At 39.9% G+C, this 18897-nt stretch carries 16 protein-coding genes; 4 read left to right on the forward strand and 12 right to left on the reverse strand.

The features are described from left to right. The 6 genes from EHS11_RS09370 to EHS11_RS09395 all read right to left on the reverse strand — a co-directional run bounded on the left by EHS11_RS09370 (position 1) and on the right by EHS11_RS09395 (position 4853). Positions 1–1167, reverse strand: coding sequence for a hypothetical protein (locus EHS11_RS09370; protein WP_135764124.1), 1167 nt, complete (start codon positions 1165–1167; stop codon positions 1–3). After that, on the reverse strand, positions 1164–1781 hold the full coding sequence (locus EHS11_RS09375) for a response regulator transcription factor (protein WP_135764125.1): 618 nt from the start codon (positions 1779–1781) through the stop codon (positions 1164–1166). The genes EHS11_RS09370 and EHS11_RS09375 overlap by 4 nt, the downstream gene beginning before the upstream one ends. Positions 1782–1816: 35 nt before the next feature. After that, positions 1817–2296 carry an LIC11177 family protein gene (locus tag EHS11_RS09380; RefSeq protein WP_135764126.1) on the reverse strand — a complete coding sequence of 160 codons (480 nt, stop codon included), beginning with the start codon at positions 2294–2296 and terminating at the stop codon, positions 1817–1819. Positions 2297–2349: 53 nt separating this feature from the next. Further along, positions 2350–3303 (reverse strand): rhomboid family intramembrane serine protease, encoded by a 954-nt coding sequence (locus EHS11_RS09385; RefSeq protein ID WP_135764127.1) that lies wholly within the window; start codon positions 3301–3303, stop codon positions 2350–2352. Between the two features lie 217 nt (positions 3304–3520). Then, positions 3521–4321 (reverse strand): enoyl-CoA hydratase/isomerase family protein, encoded by an 801-nt coding sequence (locus EHS11_RS09390; RefSeq protein WP_135764128.1) that lies wholly within the window; start codon positions 4319–4321, stop codon positions 3521–3523. Position 4322: 1 nt separating this feature from the next. Next, positions 4323–4853 carry a hypothetical protein gene (locus EHS11_RS09395; protein ID WP_135764129.1) on the reverse strand — a complete coding sequence of 177 codons (531 nt, stop codon included), beginning with the start codon at positions 4851–4853 and terminating at the stop codon, positions 4323–4325. Positions 4854–4946: 93 nt separating this feature from the next. On the opposite strand from EHS11_RS09395, the gene EHS11_RS09400 reads away from it, so the two are divergent. Then, complete coding sequence (locus tag EHS11_RS09400; protein ID WP_135764130.1) at positions 4947–6236, forward strand: PilZ domain-containing protein; 1290 nt, start codon at positions 4947–4949, stop codon at positions 6234–6236. A gap of 4 nt (positions 6237–6240) precedes the next feature. On the opposite strand, the gene EHS11_RS09405 is transcribed toward EHS11_RS09400, so the two are convergent. Further along, the gene (locus tag EHS11_RS09405) at positions 6241–7422 is read right to left on the reverse strand and encodes a tetratricopeptide repeat protein (RefSeq protein ID WP_135764131.1); all 1182 of its coding nucleotides are present in this window, start codon (positions 7420–7422) and stop codon (positions 6241–6243) included. Between the two features lie 922 nt (positions 7423–8344). Between EHS11_RS09405 and EHS11_RS19805 the strand changes: the two genes are divergently transcribed. From EHS11_RS19805 to EHS11_RS09415, 3 genes are all read left to right on the forward strand, one after another. Continuing rightward, positions 8345–8632 (forward strand): hypothetical protein, encoded by a 288-nt coding sequence (locus EHS11_RS19805; protein ID WP_167884402.1) that lies wholly within the window; start codon positions 8345–8347, stop codon positions 8630–8632. A 107-nt stretch (positions 8633–8739) separates the two neighbouring features. Next, the gene (locus EHS11_RS09410) at positions 8740–9021 is read left to right on the forward strand and encodes a type II toxin-antitoxin system RelE/ParE family toxin (RefSeq protein ID WP_135764264.1); all 282 of its coding nucleotides are present in this window, start codon (positions 8740–8742) and stop codon (positions 9019–9021) included. A 15-nt stretch (positions 9022–9036) separates the two neighbouring features. Further along, positions 9037–9378 (forward strand): HigA family addiction module antitoxin, encoded by a 342-nt coding sequence (locus EHS11_RS09415; protein ID WP_135764132.1) that lies wholly within the window; start codon positions 9037–9039, stop codon positions 9376–9378. Positions 9379–9600: 222 nt separating this feature from the next. Here EHS11_RS09415 and EHS11_RS09420 read toward each other — a convergent pair whose 3' ends face one another. The 5 genes from EHS11_RS09420 to EHS11_RS09440 form a co-directional block, all read right to left on the reverse strand. Further along, positions 9601–12735: an efflux RND transporter permease subunit gene (locus tag EHS11_RS09420; protein ID WP_135764133.1), complete on the reverse strand. Its 3135-nt coding sequence runs from the start codon at positions 12733–12735 to the stop codon at positions 9601–9603. 5 nt (positions 12736–12740) lie between these two features. Then, positions 12741–13694: an efflux RND transporter periplasmic adaptor subunit gene (locus tag EHS11_RS09425; RefSeq protein WP_135764134.1), complete on the reverse strand. Its 954-nt coding sequence runs from the start codon at positions 13692–13694 to the stop codon at positions 12741–12743. Between the two features lie 7 nt (positions 13695–13701). Then, positions 13702–14967, reverse strand: coding sequence for a TolC family protein (locus EHS11_RS09430; protein WP_135764135.1), 1266 nt, complete (start codon positions 14965–14967; stop codon positions 13702–13704). A gap of 146 nt (positions 14968–15113) precedes the next feature. After that, complete coding sequence (locus tag EHS11_RS09435) at positions 15114–17651, reverse strand: penicillin acylase family protein (protein ID WP_135764136.1); 2538 nt, start codon at positions 17649–17651, stop codon at positions 15114–15116. Positions 17652–17664: 13 nt separating this feature from the next. Beyond that, positions 17665–18867, reverse strand: coding sequence for a hypothetical protein (locus EHS11_RS09440; RefSeq protein WP_135764137.1), 1203 nt, complete (start codon positions 18865–18867; stop codon positions 17665–17667). Positions 18868–18897: the final 30 nt, after the last annotated feature.

Below are 18897 nucleotides of genomic sequence, written 5' to 3' on the forward strand. Positions count from 1 at the left end.
TCAAAATAAAAATTGAATCATTATGGAACCGTCTTCATTCAGATTTTCCTTTATCACACCGCCGAGTTTTTCCATCAGTTCTTCCAAAATCTCCTTACCCCTCCCGTTTGAGAGTGAATACGTTGTATGGGATATAAAACTGAATTCAAGTCCTTTCTCATCGGAATTTAATTTCCAAACAGGATTTGAGATTCCATATTTTAAATCATTATTGGTAACTTCCGTCAGAAGAGATAAAAAATCTTTTTCCTTAGCTGGAAACAAGGAAGGGATGGAATCATAATCATTCGGAAAATCAAACAGAACCTTCCTGCCGGAATAGGAATACCGACGGATCAAAATAGTCTTCATACCTATAAATAAATTTTCCGAAAGCAGTTTGGTTTCTTCGACAACAGAAATTCCTGCTTGGAGACTACTGATTAAAAATAATGCCGTCCGACGCAGATTGTCTTTTTGTTCGGAAGTAACGGTCTCTCCTTCCGGAATTTTTTCCAGTCCCACAAACAAAGAAGTTAACCCGGCTCCCAGATAATTATGCATATCATCATAGATTGTTTTTCTTTCCTGAAATCTCAGTTTTTTCTGCAGAAGCAGGATTTTGTGTTTTTGAATTACGTTTTGAAGATTGAGTCTATACCACCAACCAAACATTAGCATTGAGAAAATATAAGCGGGGGCACCGTAACTTGCCATCACGAGAAAACGGAAAAAAATTTCTTCAAAAGGCCCGAGAAACGTATAACGGATAAATGAATAGAGATAGAGAGAGTTCCAAAATAGAGAAAAATAAACAGGTCGACCCGGAAAAAGAAATATGGATAAGACTAAAATCAAAAATGTAGAGTAACCTACTTTTACATTATCAAACTCGCCTGCAGGATCATAAAACTGGGTTTCTATCTCCAGGACGATTCCCATAGCAAATAAGAACATATAAAATGAAATGTTTTGAAATGTTAATTTTTTACGGGAGATATAAATCAAAAGCAAACTAAGGATCATCATGGATCCGTCCAAATACATCAGGATGGGGACATTTCTTTTCCATTCCAAATATACGCCCAACGTATTGGCGAATAGATAAACGATCCCGAAATAAGTTCTCGGTCTTTTGGTAATCTTACGAAGCACCAGTTCATATCTTAAACCAGTGTCTTTTGTCATCTTTTGAATTTAAGAATAAGTTCGCTCTTTGAATTTACTTCTAGTTTTCTATAAATACTTTTCAATTGGTTTCGCACAGTACCGTCCGAAGTTCCTAAAGAATGACTGATTTGTTTTGCCGTTTCTCCGTCTACGATACGATCTAAAATTTGTTTTTCACGAACGGAAAGAATACTTACCATTTCATTTTTGCTAGCCGGTGTTTGAAAATGGCGAATGATACGAAGTGCTATGTTTTGGGTGAGCAAAACACCTTCTTCCAAAATCACACGAGTTGTCTCCGGGATATCTTTTAAATCGGATTTCCAAATATAACTGCAAGCTCCGAATCGGATGGCCTGAAAAACTTTTTCCTCATCTTGAAATATAGAGAGTACGGATAATTTTGCATCCGGGTATTTTTGTCTGAGGTAAGGAATGGTGGAAAGTCCGTCCACATCGGGCAGCCCTAAGTCCAAATAAATCAAATCCAAAGATGCGGGTTCGTTGGATTTGAAGTCTTGAAAATTGGAAAAATGAATCACATGATATTCGCTGCCGGATACTTGGAAACGTCGAATGACTTCTCGGGCAAACTCCAAATCATCTTCCAATAATAATATGGACTTACTCATGCGGTCTTCCGATTGATTTGCATGCTGCGGATCAACTAGCTTCCAAAACGTTGCCCAAGCATATGTATCAATTCATGAATGGAATCTACCACATATTTAAAATATTTTGGTTTCATAGGTTCCAAAGGCATCAGGGAATGAACTTTTTTATATCGCTCATAAGACTCACGAATGTATTCCAAATACTTCGGGCCGTCGATTGCATACCTTTTGAATGTTTCTTCATTGGATTGGTAAATCTCTTTGAATTTGGAAGCGTATTCCTCTTCCAATAAAAAATAATATCGAAGGTCTTTTGAAGTTTTAATCACAGCAACTTCGTAAGAACTGAGATACCTGCGGGAATTTGCTGCGGAAGCAATGCTAGGTTTTTCGTCCGTTGCGGAGGGTGCCATTTTCGCAACTGCGGCTTCAATGGCTTTTCTTTCCGTTTCGACTTGTTCTTTTTTGTGTTCCTTTCTGAGCTTTTCTCTCTTAAGGACTTCACTCATCGTGCTGTTTTTATTTTCAGCCATTGGTTTATTGTCCTCATTTTTGAAATTTGTCAAGAAATTACCCGGAAAATTATTTACCCTTTTGCCTTCCTTAAAGCGCAGTTAGGCAGCCATTCACAGCGCAAGCAGATGGGATCTTCAGAATTGTACGTAGAAGGCGGGCAAATATTAGCATTTACCACCTGTTTATCGTGAAGATAGTCCTCAACTTGTTCAAAAGAAGTAAGTTTCGATAATTCAAATAGGACGATTTCATTTGCTTTTTTCTGATCGGAAAACAAATCTTCCGCTCTGGGAAGAATGGATTTTGGTTTTTGGCGTGCAGGGGCCTCTTCTCTCTCCCATTCCATTCCGGGAAGGGAAGGAAGATTTACAGACCGGATTTTTCTTTCCATTAGTTTGAAAATAAGAATGCCTGTGATGGCCCCACCCAAGTGACAAGTGTTAGAAATACCACCGTTTCCGAAAAGGGTGATCACATAACCTACGAGTAAGGATATCCAAACCGCATTTTTCGCCTTCACTCTAAATACCAAAAGAAATAGTTCCGAATTGGGATACAAGAGCCCGAATACGGCAAGTAGTCCGAATACGGCGCCAGAAGCGCCGATGGTAGGAACGGAGGAATGGTCCAGGATAGGAATCTCTCCACCTAATTGATTATTAATGATGGCCGAAATAAGCACCAATAATCCGCCACCCAACTGAGATCCGAAATAAAGCAATGTAAACTTCAGTTTTCCAAGTGCCGGAATCACATAAGTACCCAGCATATAAAAACCGTACATATTCAAAATCAAATGGAATGGAAAAATGCCGGCAGTCTCGTGAAGAAATCCGTACGTGAACAATTGCCAGTATGTTCCCGAAAGAACAAAATCAGGAATCAAGGCAAAACGAAAGATTAACTGCTGGTTAGCAAAATGTTGAAGTAAAAAGACAAGACAATTGAAAATTAAGATTAGGTTGAGGGGATGAGTGAGGGGATTTCCAAATAATTTTGTTCCCTCCCGGTATTTTTCTCTCATAGCTTCTTCCAGTATTTAATCTCTCAAAGAAGAAACAAGGGAAATAAAAAAAGGGGGTTCCCTTTCGGTGACCCCCCGGGAGTGATTTAAGACAAAATCAGGCAACAGATTTTGTCTCGATTATCAATCATTTTTAAGATCGGAAAAAACGAGGGGGGAGTTAACCCGAATGGAAAGTTTTTTGGTCTCTTTTTTTTGCAAAAAAAAGAGTCTAATCCTACTTTCCAATAAAAACCGGCGGCCTTTTTTCTATGATGCTTGCCAAAGTTTCCTTAAAATCGGCAGAAATAAAATTGCGAGCTTGGGACTCCGCTTCTTTTTTTAGGGCCCGATCCAAGTCCTTCCAGGAATATAAATTTTGTTTCAACTCTTGCAAAGCAAGGGGAGCGGCTTCCGCCATATAGACGGCCAATTCTTTCGTTTTTGCATACACTTCCGCTTTAGGATGGGATTGCCAGGCAAGTCCCCAATTTTTAGCGTCAATGCCCGAAAACGTTTCCCCTGAAAATAATAATCTTCCTCCCAAACTTTTGCCCAGAAGTTCCGGAGCCAGGTAAGAACTCCCCATACCCGGATGGATTCCCAACCTAACAAAATTAAACGAATATTTCCCTTCATTGGCAAACACCCGAAGATCGCATGCGAATGCGATGGAAAGACCGGCCCCGATCGCATGCCCATTAACAGCTGCTAGAACAGGAACAGGTAGATTGCGAGCGGAAAGAAAAAAACTGTAGAACTTTCGCATTCCTTTTTTATTTTGAGAAAATGTTTTCTCTGAAAAAGATCTGAGCAGATTCAAATCTCCTCCTGCGCAAAACACATCGTTTTTTCCGGAAATGATCACTGCACGAGGAAGTTTTTTTTCCTTTGAAATGGAACGAATTGCATCGGCAAATTCTTCTCCCATCTTCCAGGTCATGGAATTGCGAGATCCGGGGTTATTTAAAAATACGGATATGATCTGACCGTTTGAGTTTGTATCCTTCTCAACTTCTATAAACTCATACTTACTCATATTAAACGGCGACTTCCTTTATATTAAATGCCTCATACCAAACTTTATCCTGCAAAGAAAGAGGACGATTGCCAAGTCCCAAGTTTTCGAAATAATCCAAAAGAATTTCCAGATGAATGGATTCTTCCTCTTCATTTTTCCAAAGGACGGTATCGATTCCTTTGCTTACCAATGCTTCCGAACGCACATTGTTTTTATAATACTCCGGTTTGCCCGCAAAGATCAAATGTGCGGAAATCAAATCAAAACGAATCGTATCCACAATCTTTCGTAAGGATTCCTCCGTTTCCAAAAAGTATCTGGAGGCAACTTCTGTTTGGAAATAATCCCCCCAAGTGATGATGTCAGGAAGAACGCCGAACTGTTCTTTCAGTTTTTCCTGCACTTCGACCTCTGTAAACAGAGTCGTGGAAAAACGATCCACGATTTCCGCCAAATCCACCAGGATGGCAAGTTTTTCGGGACTGATGAGTCCTTGGCGGATCATCGGTAGGAGTTCTGGGTTGACTTGGTTTGGTAGAACTAGTTCCATATACTTCCTCTTTCGACGTATTTTGTCGTTTTCCCTTAGATTTTTCCGGCTTTGGGTTTGTATTTTGGGCATTTCGGATTCGATATTATATATATGGCGATCGGAAGAACGGACTCTATGCAGGAACTCATTACGATCCTGGAATCTCTTTTTGAAGAGACGATCGTCGGCTCGGACGTAAACATCGTCAAACATCTGTTCTATTATCTAAAAGCGGACAATAGGGAATTCGAATTTATTTACGAAGAGGAAAACCTGGTTGCCGCCGTAGAAGAAATCGAGGCGGACACAGTCACGCTTCTCATTCCCGACATCGTGGAAAAAGGCTCAAGAAGGGCACGTGTCCGGTTTGAAGTGATGAACATAAACTACCAGTTCGAAGTGGTGATTACCGATATCCAACAGGGAAAAATAATCATAAAAACGCCAACCGAACTTCAATCTTATCAGCTCAGAACCAGCAGAAGGATTCCGGTAGATGATCTTTTTATGAATTTTATCATTCTATTCCGTTCCTTGACGGGCGGATCAAGAGAGGTCGGAAAAAACCTTTACGCAGAAAGCAGATTCCCCCACCTAATGAAAGAAATACGGAAGGACCAGCCGGATCTTAAGCTTGTAAATGTAATCCTTACGGAAGCGATTCAAAAAGTTTCCAAAGACTACGAAATCGTTTTTTATAATGAAACAAAACAGCTTTCGGAGCCGGAACAGTTTGTTAAAAAATTTCTGCAACAAACGGGCAAAACCATATACATTCCCGACTGCAGCCGAATGGAGTCCTATATCCAGGAAACAAACAGCGAGTTTTTGTTTAATTTCAATTCCGAATACAAAGATATGATTAAGGAACTGGGAGAAGACTTTACTCAGGAGTTTTTCGAATCCATGAGGAAGATGGAATCAAGGGATTTTTTTGTGTCCTATGTGATCGCACCCATCCGATTGTACGAAGATGTGGTCGGTCATTTAAAAACTTACTCCACTGCCATGGACCGTTTTACAATTTCAAGCGCACAAGCCATCTACATCCACGAACTTGCCGAAATCATAAGTTATGCATTTACCAAAGTAGCAATTCAATACGGTAGCTATGAAACTATGCAAAGTACAACTAGGGTTGTGGATATTTCCCTAGACGGTCTTTTGTTTGAGATTCACGACAAACGTTTGTTCCAGTATCTGAAGCGGCATAATATCATCAAGATGTTTATTCCTCTGAAAAAGGAAGTAACTTTGATTATACGAGGAGAAATCATAAGATATCTGGACAAAGGGGATCATTATCATCTGGGGGTAAACTATTTCAGTTCGTCCTCAAACGATATGCTGTATTTGGAAGATTTTTTATTTGATAAGAGTATGAAAATCCTTTCTGAATAATCGTTCAGAATACTCCGGATTGTTTTTCAGCAAGTCGGATCGCATTTAAAATCTCATCCGCAATGCCGGTTTCACCGGTATAATAAATCCGCAAGAGTCTACCATGTTCCACAAGTTTATCTCTATACTCTTTTTCTTTCGGAGTGTTTCTTGTTTCCTTCCATTTTAAATTATAGAATTCACAGGCAAGCTTATGCAGGTAAAAATCCGATTTGCGCAAATTGGCTGCTTTCAATAAGGCTTCTTCCGCTTTTTCAGACCACTCCTCTTTGTTCTTTCTGGATTCAACTCCGGAAGCCAGAACGTTCGCGCGTACAAATTGCAAATAAGCGGACTCGAAACTATACAACCATGCTTCGTAATTTTTAGGATTGAGACTACGGGCTTCCTTGGCAATCTGAGGAAGCAACTCCAAATTTTTTGTGTTTTCTTTTCCTTCCGTTTTAAATTGGTAAATCAGAAAACGCATATATTCAAGATAAAATAATAGTTGTTCCTGGCCGTTTGAAAATCTTTCCTTATTCTTCCAGGCTTGCGAAAACTCGTATGCCGCAGAAACATAACCTTCCCCGTCATTCCAGTGTACTTTCCCCAAGGCAAAATGAGTGTCAGGATAATTAGGATCTAAAGAAATAGCACGTTTGTAAAGACGGATGGCCTCGTCCCATTTTCCCTTCGCAACAAAATGATCCCCTTGTTTTTTTGCCATAACAGCTTCTTCGTATTTGGTGGCGTCAAGTAACCTAGCAGCCGTTACGGGCCTATCTTCAATCAAACGAAGATAGCCGTCTCCCCTTACTTGCCAGCCGAAAAAAGTCGTCTGAAAAACAGATCGAACCGTCACCATACCGACAATGTTTGCGTCCCGATAAGTTTTATGATCCTGGTTTTTTTCAAGCAGGTATAAGGTTTGACCCACTCGCAAGCCCTTCGGACTTGCCACCTTTAAGGTGACAGTATCGGGCCTCGTATCCACATCCAATTCCGCGGATAATTTATCCGCTTCAAAGTAACTTGCTTTTTCAATTCCTACCACTTCTCCAACTACGATCATACGAAGCGGATCTAGTGAATTTTGGCTTTTGAATGCGAATGCCAATCTCTCTTCCGAAGTTTGAGACCAAAGGAACACAGGTTTCAGGAAGAGAGAAAATACGAAAAAAAAGATTCGGATACGGGAACACATTCTAAGATTTCTATCGGCCAGATTCGACCAATCCCCAGCCCGGAATTTAAGATCAGACAGCGGCAAAAGAGCGGAAAAGCGAACTTTTCCTAAGAAAATTTTCCATAAAAGGGAAAGCTCTGGAAATTACGGAAAGAATAGGATAAGAGGAACACATTGGGTGGTGAGTTGGTTAACCCCAACCAATCAGGGCGGGGAAATCCGTCCTATACCAAGAACCATCTTATTACCATAAGTAAGTAACTTGCACATGATTGCCGCAGATTGTAACTTGTAAAGTCCTCTAGCCAAAGCAAGAATTCCAGGGTGTCCATCTCCTTTTCTACAGAGATGTCCCCAAAGTTTCCCTATCTGGCGCATAACTAAAGATAGTTTCTAAATAATTGTGTAAGGAAACATCTCTCTTGCTTTTAAGAGAAGAGGGACTTTATCTATGTTTTGCTTTAGCGCCTCGCATTGTTTCCTTTACTATTCCTCTTTTTGTTAAACGACCCGGCGTCTCCCTAAGGCGGCAACGCTCGCTTCGCTGGTCGATCCGGTGGCGCGGGAGTTGATTTTTATAAGGCAAGATTCCTTTTTATTCACTTTGTTCGATGTAATTTACTTTTTATCCAATAACATAGTTTCTGCGGGGTTTAGGCTATTACTATTCAAAAACTTTTATACTTCCCTGCTTTTTTAAAATAATCCTTATTTATAAAATTCCGATTCATCACCAGAAAGTGGCCACAAAACGACATAAATACGGATGGACATAATTGATTTCCTGATTTGCTTTTCTTTGCTTCTTTTTCATCTCATTTTGTGTTTACGATATAAAGAACTCCTCCTGGAAAATATCTTCCTTCGAACCCAGCTTGCTGCTTACAAAAGAAAACACAAAGTCTTTCATACAACTCCCTGGGAACGATCGAAGTTGGTCATGCTTTCTTATTTGCATTCCAATTCCATGATCGTCTCCGATCTATTCACAGTTTTCTCGTATAACTTTCGGGAAATGTACAAAGTCATATTTTTTATGGATTTGGAAACAAGGCAAATCCTTCCTTTTGATATAACAGCCAAAACATCCACCACCGGTTCTTGGCGGACTCTATCATACCTATTCCTGGGAAAAAGCAGCTTAAAAAAACCAGCCTTACCGTTATTTGGTTCTATAAAATTAAGGCCCTTTGGGGGAAGGACGAGCTATGCTTATTTGATTTTTTAAAAACCGATTTGCGCTAAGATTTTTGGAAATAATACGAGCTAAATAGTTTTTACGAGGCACAGGAAATTAAAGTTGACAATACTTACCGTCTTGGTATGTATTTATTGGTGATCAAATCCTTTGCTGATAAAGAAACTGAAGGGATTTGGAAGGGGAAGTTCTCAAAGAAATTACCTCCGGAGATCCAGAGAAAAGCACAGATGAAGCTTGGAATGATTAATAATATTCTAGACATTAAGGAATTAAAAGTTCCTCCATCTAATAGACTTCATTTACTGGAGGGTGATAGAAAAGGGCAATATTCAATTTCGATTAATGATCAATGGAGAATCTGTTTTTCATTTCATCAAGGAAATGCTTTCGATGTCGAAATTGTCGATTACCATTAAATTCGAGGAGAAGTTATGAAAAAAAATACTTTTATTAATGTTCATCCAGGCGAAATTCTCTCCGAAGAGTTCCTTATCCCTCTTAATATTTCCGCTTATAGGCTGGCAAAAGAAACGGGAATTCCTGAATCTAATATTTCGGATATTATTAATGGTAAGAGAAATATTACTGCTGCCATTTCTATTAAATTAGGAAAATTCTTTGAACTCAATCCTCACTTTTGGATTGGATTACAAAATGATTTTGATATCAGATTTGAAGAATACAAACTTAAAGAAGTAATTAAAGATATTAGAACTTATAAAGAGGTTTCTAAAACCAAAGAAAAGATTAAAAAAACTAAATCTGTCGCTTAATTTACGTCTAACAATGAATTACTGCGTTTAACTACGCCTTGCTGTTATGCCCGAGACGTAATTATAAATAGTTTGATCTGCCTCGGCTTCCCACTGGGCGCGGAATCAACCTTTCTGACGCAGCACCTGATCCATCCAGGCTTGCGTGGAATTCAGAAAGTAGGACTGAGCGTAGACCTGGTTCATCACATTCGAATTGTAAGTGGAGTTACCCCTCCCAAATCAGGGCGGGGATATAATATCCGCCGTTCTCCCCTCAGGCTTTTCCGAACAAAGCCAGAGGTAAACACATGGCAACAAAGTGAGAGCAAACAGTAATTCAAAACCAAGCCCTCCCACGATTACAGTCGCCATATAACGCTGGATATCGGAACCGACCCCATGGCCAAACATCGCGGGGACCAGTCCACATAACGCCAATACTATTGTCATGATTCTCGGTTTATACTGCAAAACAGCAGCTTCTTTCACTGCGGATTTTTGTTCTTCCAGACTTCCGGAAATGGGATGCTTTTTCATACGGGAAAGAAACAAAACCCCGGTCATCGTACAAATTCCGAATAGGGAAATAAAACCGATGCCAGCTGAGACATTGAAATGGTATCCTCTTAATGCCAAGCTGAGAATTCCTCCCGTTAAAGAAAAAGGAGTACAAATCATCACTGTAAGCGAATAACGAAAGCCTCCGAAATGAAAATAAAGAAGCAAAAATACCAATACAAAAGTCAAGGGGATAATGATCATCAACCGATCACCTGCTCTAGTCAGGTTTTCATATTCTCCACCCCACGTTAAATTATACCGCTTGTCCAGTTTGACTTTTTTGTTCACCAACTCTTGCGCTTCTTTTACAAATCCCGCTTGGTCTCTATCTCGAATATTTGTCCTAACTGAAATAACTCTTCTTCCGTCGTTTCTTTGAATGATGGTCGGCCCGTCTTTCTCCTCTATGGAAGCAAGGTCTTTTAATGGAATGAAAGCTCCGCTTTCGGATTTCACCAACAATCCTTCCAAAGCTTTCACAGAATTCTTATAAGAAGAAGGATATCGAACAACGATCCCAAATCGCCAAACATCTTCATAAAGAATAGAAACTTCCTTTCCTCCTATTGAAGCTTCAACCATATCCTGAATCTCGCTTATATTGATTCCGTAACGGGCAGCATTCCTTCTATTAATTTCGATTACTACTTGAGCTTGATTACCCTCCTGCTCAATTGCTGCATCGACTGATCCCGGAATGGCAGAAATTACCGATAAAATCTCATTTCCTAATTCTCTTAATCTGATAAGATCCGTTCCCCCGATATGAATCGCCAAATCGGCAACACTTCCCGTAGCGGATTCGGAAACATTATCCATAATAGGCTGGGAAAGAAGAAACTTTGCTCCAGGAAAGGAGCGAACCAGTTCGGATTTAATTTCGTCAGCTAGCTCCAGTTTACTTTTTCCGGATTTCCATTCGGCGTAAGGTTTCAAGCCTACCAAAATTTCAATTCTATTCGAACCATACGGATCGGTCCCATCATCATTTCGACCTAACTGTGTAAGTACCAAATCCACTTCTTCTTTTCCCTTGATTATAGATCTGGACTCATCGGACATAACTTTTGCCGTTTGCAGTGAAATCCCCGGGGGCAAAAAGGCCCTAATGTTTAAGGAACCTTCGTCTAACTCAGGTAAATATTCAACTCCAATATTATAAAACAAAACAGTGAATGATAGAAAAGCAGTAATAATTCCACCAATAGCATATCTTCGATATTTAAGAAAGAGTCGATCCAAAATCATGGAATAATATTTTTCCATCTTTAGATAAATCGGATTTTCCCATTGTACCATCCTGTTCGACTTCGATTTTTTAGTAATATAGTATAACAAAATCGGTACAATGGATAATGTTAGGAGAAGGGATCCTCCTATTGCAAAAGAAAGAGTATATGCCATAGGTGAAAACAATCTTCCTTCCACCCTTTGCAGTGAAAAAATCGGAAAGTAAGATAATATAATGATCGAGATGGAAAAAAAGACTTCTGTACCGGTATCCTTCGAAACTTCCATAAAACGTTCAGGAGTTCTATCTTCCGGCTTTCGGAGTGAACGCAGCAAAGCTTCCACCATAACAACTGCTCCATCCACAATGATACCAAAATCAATTGCACCTAACGAAAGCAAGTTTACAGGGATCCCCGTGATGTGCATCATTCCGAAAGCAAACAAAAGAGATACCGGAATTGTAATAGCAACGATCAAAGCCGTTGACCAACTTCCCAGAAAAAAAATAAGTATGATCAATACGAATAAAATCCCCTCCAAAACCGTCTTTGTCACGGTGTGAACAGTATGATCAACTAATTCTGAACGATCATAAATCAAAGTAAGTTTGGCCCCTTTTGGAAGTAGATTTTCATTTATATCATCTATCTTACTTTTAAGACCAATAATTACTTCCGAAGGATTTAGTCCTCTCCGCATAACGACCATTCCTTGAACTCCGGTTGGGTTTTCCGCTTTTATGCCGTCCTTAAAATAATAATAACCCAAAACTCCTGTCGGAGGCATGTAACCCTCTTCTACTCTTCCTAATTGAGATAGAAACACGGGAGTCCCTCCGGAATTTTTAACAACGATCGACTCCAGATCTTTTTGTGATCGGATGGCCCCCATACTTCGGATTGCCAAACTCTGTTCGCCCGAATGAATATAATTTCCTCCTGTGTTGTAATTATTTTTCTGAATCGATTGAACCACATCCTCCAAGCTCAAATTCAAACCATAGAGCCTTTCCGGAAATATAACTGCGTGGTATTGTTTAGACAAACCTCCGAAATTGATGACATCAGCAACTCCGTTTACCTGTAGCAAACGAGGGATAATGATCCATTCTTGAAAAGTCCTTAAGTCCGTTTGGCTGTGGTATTCGTCAGACTCAATCACATAACGTAAAATTTCGCCCACAGGACTCGTAAGAGGGGCCAAATCAAAATCAGCCCCTTCGGGAAGGTCTAGTAAGCTCATCTTTTCTAAAACTCTTTGTCTGGCAAAGTAGTCGTCAGCACCGTCTTCAAAAACAAGTTGATAAACACAAAGACCGAATATTGTTTTAGAACGCCGGCTGATTACACTTGGAACAGAGCTCAGCGCCCTCTCCAAAGGAAGAGTGACCAATTGCTCCACTTCCAAAGCAGCACGACCGGGATACCTTACAATAACCGATACTTGCGTATCTCCGATGTCCGGATAAGCCTCTTTTTTCAAAGCATTCCAGGAATAAATCCCCCACAGAATGATCAATAAAACGACGCAGACTGTCAGTATTTTTTGTTTTTGGCTAATCTCTATAAATTTCTCAATCATTCGTATTACAGTCCAAAACTGATTCCCTTAAGCAAGACAACTCCTTCTGTAATTACAACCTCTCCTGCTTCCAAACCGGAAAGAACCGAAATATCATTCCCGGCTCCTGATAAATATTTAATTTCCCTCCTAACGATCGTATTTATATCCGTTTTTACAAAAACATAATCCTTACCCTCTACACTCACTACGGAAGTTTTTGGTAGAATAAGAAGATCGTCCGTACTGTCACCAAACTCGACATTTGCAAACATCCCTGGTAAAATCTTCTGTGATTTAACTTTCAAAGAAACTCTGATTTTTGCAGTTCTCGTCGTGCTGTCCAGGCTGTCTCCGATAGACTCCGCTTTACCCAAAAATACCTTATCCGGATAAGCTGAAAAAACAATCTCAACCGTCTCCCCAAGCTCCACTTGAGAAAGTTGGGATTCAGGTAACTCGGAAACAATAAGTATAGTGCCGGGAGAATATGATTCCAATTGATTCGGATTGAATCCAAAACTTCTTAATCTCGATTCATTCTCTTCTATCACTGCCAAAGAATCCGTTAACTCAGCTTCCGCTTCAAACATATCCTTTCTAGTGGCAACTCGATTCTCAAACATATCTTTCGTCCTTGCTATATTCTTTCTTGCCTTGATCAAATCCGTTTGAGATTTTTTATAGCCGGAATACAAAGATGCAATTTCAGGATTTTCAAACAGTATTACTTTTTCTTTATTCCGAACAGAATTGGATATACTCGCAATCACATGAGCCGTTGCAAGCACAGATAAGAATCCTGTTCTTTTCTCAATACTAACGGACGTGAATCTTGACATAGATTCCTGATTGGGAAACTTGATTGTCATGCCGTTATCAGATAACACGGGATAGTCATGATCTATAACAGGCTTATCTTTTTCTTTAGAACAAAAAAGTAACAACAATGAAAACAGGCAAATGAATGTTTTATTCATGTATCAACTATTTCTCCAATTCCAAAAGGTTAGAGCCGACGACAAAATTCAAATTTTCAAAGGATTGAAGTCTTTCTATTTGTAAATCCAAAAACTGATCCATACTTTGCCTGTAAGCATCGAAGAAATCGGCAAATTCAATAATAGTTATATACCTTTTATTATAATTTTTAAGCATAATCACCGCAAGAGAATGATAATCTACAACGAAATTTTTCGCATAGGATTTATATATCTTATCCTTTTCGTTCGCTTTTTTCCATGCTGTATATATTTCCTTTTTCAATTTATTCCGAATCATTTGTTTCTGCAACTCGGAAGATTTAACCGTCTGTTCGGCGGACTTGATGTTTCCTTGATTTCTATCGTTGATCGGCAAAGGCATACTTGCGGTCATTCCGAAATAATTAAAACCGAAAGCGCCATTCTTATCCCAGAGAACTCCCAAGCTGACGTCAGGAATTACTTCCGCTCTTGCCAAAGATAAATTTGTTTTTTCATATTTAACCATAAGCTCTGCAATTAAAACATCCGGACGGTTTTTTTCCCCGGAATCCTGCAACTCCTTAACTTTCAAAGCGGCAATATCAAAACGATCCAATCTGTTTTCATTCAATTTCAAAGAAGGAAAACGATCGGAAGACGTTTGGTTGAGAAGCAGCTTTAAATTATCTTCCTGTTCCTGGATGTGTACGGAAAGGTTGGCACTTTCATTATCCAACTGAAATAAAATTGCTTTTAACCTCATGATTTCACTCAAAGTAATATCCTGATCCAAGTAGGATTTTTCCATACGGCTGATCGTGTCAGAAATGGATTTGCTGCTTGTTTGATAAAAGTCCATCTTTGCACGAGAATAATAAAGACTGAAAAAAGCGGATCTCAATTCATATTTTAGTGCGCGAGTCAAGTCATATAACTCATATTCAGTGATGCCCTTCAAAAGCGATTTGGCCTGAATTCTTTTTTCTCTTTTTCCACCCAGCTCAATCAATTGCTGAAATGATACGGTAGACTGACTTCTACTTGTCAAAGACTCTGTAAGAACGTTAAAATGCCTTTCATTATTATAAGTACCTTGCTCAAAGGATATACTGGGATTTTCCCAAAGTCTCGCTTGTAAAATTTGAGCCCTCGAAGACTCGATCTCATATTGTTTAATTAATAACTGCAGATTTTGTTCCTGAAACTCTTTCTCTATATCAGAGAGAGAAACCGGAAAAAGGGCGGGGGCCAATGCCAGGAAAATGATGAATAGACTTATATTTTTCATACAATAGGTGTGCAATGATATTGCACACAAATGTATTTTCGTAAATTAAGTATTCAATGAATAAAATACATTTGCGTTTATGCGCAATACCGTTATGAATCCCTTGTTTTCCTTAGACTGATCGCGACTCGGAAAAATTCGAAAAATTATTTCAAAAAGGGCTTAAATTCCAATCGATACTTACCTTCTGAGTAGCTTTTCTCCGAAAAAAGGATCTTTCTATGCACTCCATTTATATAATCCTTCACCAAATTTCCGTAAAACGGGCTGCCGAGGTTTCCACTATTTCCGATAGGAAGCTGGGTCACAGATTCATCAAACCTTCCGTAGTCGATGACTCTTCTTTTGGAAGGCCCTGATGTAGCGGTCCAATCTTCTTTCATCAATTTGTATTTGAGATTATTAACTACCTCTGCTCCACCGGGACCCGGCAAAGGACCAATATCAAATATTTTGCCGATCAAAGGAATCACTCCGAGAGGGTGAGGGTGTTTGATTTTATATAAATTTTTCCACCGCCAAAGAGATGGGGATCTTGATACATGTTCTTCGAGATAGGAAGCAGTATCTTCCAAAGACCGAATCAATATGTCTTCTCTGGTTTCAATCGTATTTTTTGTATTTTGATCATCCCAAAATTTGGAATCAGGGTTTTGGATGATACCTCTGTATGCATTCCAATATTCCGCAAAATCCCCGTACAGCTTGAATTTATCTTCACCTAACTCATCTATAACGATGTTCTTCAAAGCAAGATAAAAGAACACATCGTAAACCGCACCACCTTGCGAATTCAAATCATGTTCGAAATTCCAGGCTTTTAAAATCCCGAGAGCTTGTTTTGCAGAACGGGACTTCACTTTTTCCAAAGAAGGCAAAGCGATCTCCAGATAACGGGGAGCAAATGATGAAACAGTATCTGTCTGTAGGGAAGCCATATCCTCCAGTGTCCACTTGTCTTGTCTTCCCAAAACATCCGCTAAACGAAGAAATCTGTCCCTGGGTTGCCAATTTCCTTCAGGATATCCGAGACCGGGCAATTTCTGAGAAGTCACCATATTGTTTGCCGTGATGATGATTCCGTTCTTAGGATTGATAATTTTCGGATTTTGTGAAGAAGGCAGATAACCGATCACATCATTTTCCCCTGTGGAACCATCTAAAATTTTACGGGAATTCCCGGACTTCAAAATGGGGAATCTGCCTACGGAATAATAAGCAATATTTCCTTTGGAATCCGCATAACTAAAGTTAAGGCCAGGAGCACCGATCAAAGAAGAAGCACTGTCCAATTCTCTGAAACTGGTAGAGCGGCCCATTTGATAAATTACATCCAAAAGCGGGTTGGGTAGATGATGGTGTGCCCAATACAAACTCACAGGTTTTCCCATATAACCTTTGATATGTTCGGTAATGATAGGACCATGGGAGGAGATTTTGATTTCGAAAGGTATGGGGTCTTTTCCTTTTACCAAGATCGGATCCGAATAGGTTTGCAAGGGAACCCATTTCCCCTTTTCCATTACCTTGTCTCCGGAAACGATCTCCGAATAAAGATTCACATCGTCTTGTTCCAACATGGTAAGTCCCCACGCCTTATCCTTATTATGTGCAATCAACGGAAAAGGGAGAATGGAAAGAAAATAACCGTAATTTTCATACCCGGGAAAACGAATATGCGCTTCATACCAAGCTCCCGGATTTGATAATGCGATATGAGGGTCATTCGCAAGGATGGCACCGCCACTTGCCGAACGGGAAGGAGCAATCAACCAGGAATTACTTCCCTCCAAAGGTTCGATCGGAAGAATCAGGTTTGAGACCTCATCAATTAACCTGCGCAATGCGATCGTATCGGTTCCCGATTGTGGTGAGATATTATTTGTCGAATACTCACTCCTTGCTTTCCAAGTGGAATCATTCCTTAACGTACGATCCGAATCAGAATTGGAAGAAAGTTTGGGAGACCCGGGTTGCGATTCCAGGATCGTCGCTCCTTTTTCCAAATCATACCTTGGAAAAAGTTCATGTACGTTTCTGTCCTTTAATTCCGATTCCAAAATGGTATAGAGACTATCCGTCTTGATTCCTTCTGCAAACGAAAACCCCATATAAAACAGAAAAGAGATCGCATCGATTCTATTAAATGGTCTTGGTTTGGTTCCTAAAATGGTATATTCGATAGGAAAATTTCCCTCTTCCACAAATGCATTTACACCCGTAAGGAAAGCGTCCAATTCTTCCCAAGCCCCGGGATAAAGGTGTTTTTCGGAATTAGCATATTCTTCCGCAGTTTTTTTAAGAAGTAAGGATTTTAAAAATTTGTCAGACTCGAGTAACTTGTCTCCGAATAACTCGGTAAGATCTCCACGACCGATCCGTCTCTGCAATTCCATCTGGAAAAGCCTATCCTGAGCGATCGTATAACCTAACGCAAAATAGGCGGACAAGGAATCTCCTGCATCGATATGCGGAATCCCGTTTGCATCCCGAATTACGGTCACGTTCGTCTTGATAAAAGGATGTTTTTTCAGACCGTTGTATTCCGGAGCTTTGGACGCAACGAGTCCCCAAAAAATAAAATGAAGTAAGACAGGTAAGGCCAGAATAAAGACAACCCCTCCGTAAACAAAGGGGTGTTTTTTGAATTGTTTCGAAATAGAATCTAAAATGGGAAAGTTCATCACCAACTCCTGGTTATTGCAAAGATTTGAGGCTACGAATTCTGTCCTGTTTGTCTTGAGAATCCCAAGCAGTTTTTGAAAATGATTCCACTTGATAAAACTTTGTTTTGTATTCGTCCTTGTAAGGATAAACCAGCTCTCTATCCGGCTCAGTTGTTTTTGCCGCTTGGAGTTTTCTTAAACCCTCCTCTCCCTGATTGAACCATTCGGGGTCAATCGGAAGATTGACTCTATGTCCCCGAAAAGAGGTCGCGAGGAACGGGCCGTCCAAATCTTTATCTCTTAGGATTTTTCCAAAAAATATAAATTCCACTTCATTGGAACCTGATTTCAAATCACCGTCGTGAATCGCATAGGCAATGTATTCTCCGTTTTTCTCGTCTTTCAAATTCGCTTCAAGATGATATTTGCCTTTTTTATAAACATTCACAATTGCTTTTACAACCAAAGAACCGTCTTGCAATGAATCACTGAACACTCCGTTGAATTCGGCAGGGATCGTCGGCGACGAAAAGAAACTACTTGTAACAGTTGTTTTATTGCCTTCCGATCCGTAAGTGATGTCGGCAACAAGAGACATTTGTCCCCAGTCCGCCTTCATAGGCTTCCAAGAGAAAGTGAAAACATTATCGCCCCGAGTTTGATCTCCGTCGACTCCGTTATCATTTACGGAAGCACTGATCGCACCATATCTTTGTCCTTCCCACTCTCTGAACACTTGATGGGAATCAATGGATACTTTCACCCGGTTGCGGGATTTGTCTCTGCACTCGAGAGTAACGTAAATTGAATCTTTATTACCGATCACTGCCCAGGTTTTAGGCTGGAACAAACAAACGTATCCGTTTCCGTCTTTTGTTTTGGGATCCAACTGGTAGTCGGGAGAATTTTCAATAATGAAAGGAAATGCCAAATCATGATTTAAGATCGACATCGGCCTGGAAAAAGGAGGATACTGAGCCCACTCGGTATACTGCTCAAGTACATGTTGCACGGTTGCCCCGTCGTCAGGGATGCCTGCTTCCCCGGAATCACCGGTCCGACCCGCATAATCCCCGCTTGTTGGATCATTGGATCCAGACATTATATCTTGTTTTGATTTTTGTCTTTTTTCCGACTCGGAGTCACTACTCTCTTTTAAAACGAAAAAGAGAACTGCAACAATCAATAACAAAACAACTGCTAGATAAACACCGTATTTACGGAAAAGATCCATACCTCAAACCACCTTTTTTAAAAAACGGTT

The sequence above is a fragment of the Leptospira ilyithenensis genome, from assembly GCF_004771005.1.
GTDB classification, from domain to species: Bacteria; Spirochaetota; Leptospiria; order Leptospirales; family Leptospiraceae; genus Leptospira_A; species Leptospira_A ilyithenensis.

Excerpts from the sequence above, each read along its gene's own strand:
- EHS11_RS09370 (WP_135764124.1), bottom strand. The coding sequence starts at position 1,167 with ATGACAAAAGACACTGGTTTAAGATATGAACTGGTGCTTCGTAAGATT.
- EHS11_RS09375 (WP_135764125.1), bottom strand. The coding sequence starts at position 1,781 with ATGAGTAAGTCCATATTATTATTGGAAGATGATTTGGAGTTTGCCCGA.
- EHS11_RS09380 (WP_135764126.1), bottom strand. The coding sequence starts at position 2,296 with ATGGCTGAAAATAAAAACAGCACGATGAGTGAAGTCCTTAAGAGAGAA.
- EHS11_RS09385 (WP_135764127.1), bottom strand. The coding sequence starts at position 3,303 with ATGAGAGAAAAATACCGGGAGGGAACAAAATTATTTGGAAATCCCCTC.
- EHS11_RS09390 (WP_135764128.1), bottom strand. The coding sequence starts at position 4,321 with ATGAGTAAGTATGAGTTTATAGAAGTTGAGAAGGATACAAACTCAAAC.
- EHS11_RS09395 (WP_135764129.1), bottom strand. The coding sequence starts at position 4,853 with ATGGAACTAGTTCTACCAAACCAAGTCAACCCAGAACTCCTACCGATG.
- EHS11_RS09400 (WP_135764130.1), top strand. The coding sequence starts at position 4,947 with ATGGCGATCGGAAGAACGGACTCTATGCAGGAACTCATTACGATCCTG.
- EHS11_RS09405 (WP_135764131.1), bottom strand. The coding sequence starts at position 7,422 with ATGTGTTCCCGTATCCGAATCTTTTTTTTCGTATTTTCTCTCTTCCTG.
- EHS11_RS19805 (WP_167884402.1), top strand. The coding sequence starts at position 8,345 with ATGCTTTCTTATTTGCATTCCAATTCCATGATCGTCTCCGATCTATTC.
- EHS11_RS09415 (WP_135764132.1), top strand. The coding sequence starts at position 9,037 with ATGAAAAAAAATACTTTTATTAATGTTCATCCAGGCGAAATTCTCTCC.
- EHS11_RS09420 (WP_135764133.1), bottom strand. The coding sequence starts at position 12,735 with ATGATTGAGAAATTTATAGAGATTAGCCAAAAACAAAAAATACTGACA.
- EHS11_RS09425 (WP_135764134.1), bottom strand. The coding sequence starts at position 13,694 with ATGAATAAAACATTCATTTGCCTGTTTTCATTGTTGTTACTTTTTTGT.
- EHS11_RS09430 (WP_135764135.1), bottom strand. The coding sequence starts at position 14,967 with ATGAAAAATATAAGTCTATTCATCATTTTCCTGGCATTGGCCCCCGCC.
- EHS11_RS09435 (WP_135764136.1), bottom strand. The coding sequence starts at position 17,651 with ATGAACTTTCCCATTTTAGATTCTATTTCGAAACAATTCAAAAAACAC.
- EHS11_RS09440 (WP_135764137.1), bottom strand. The coding sequence starts at position 18,867 with ATGGATCTTTTCCGTAAATACGGTGTTTATCTAGCAGTTGTTTTGTTA.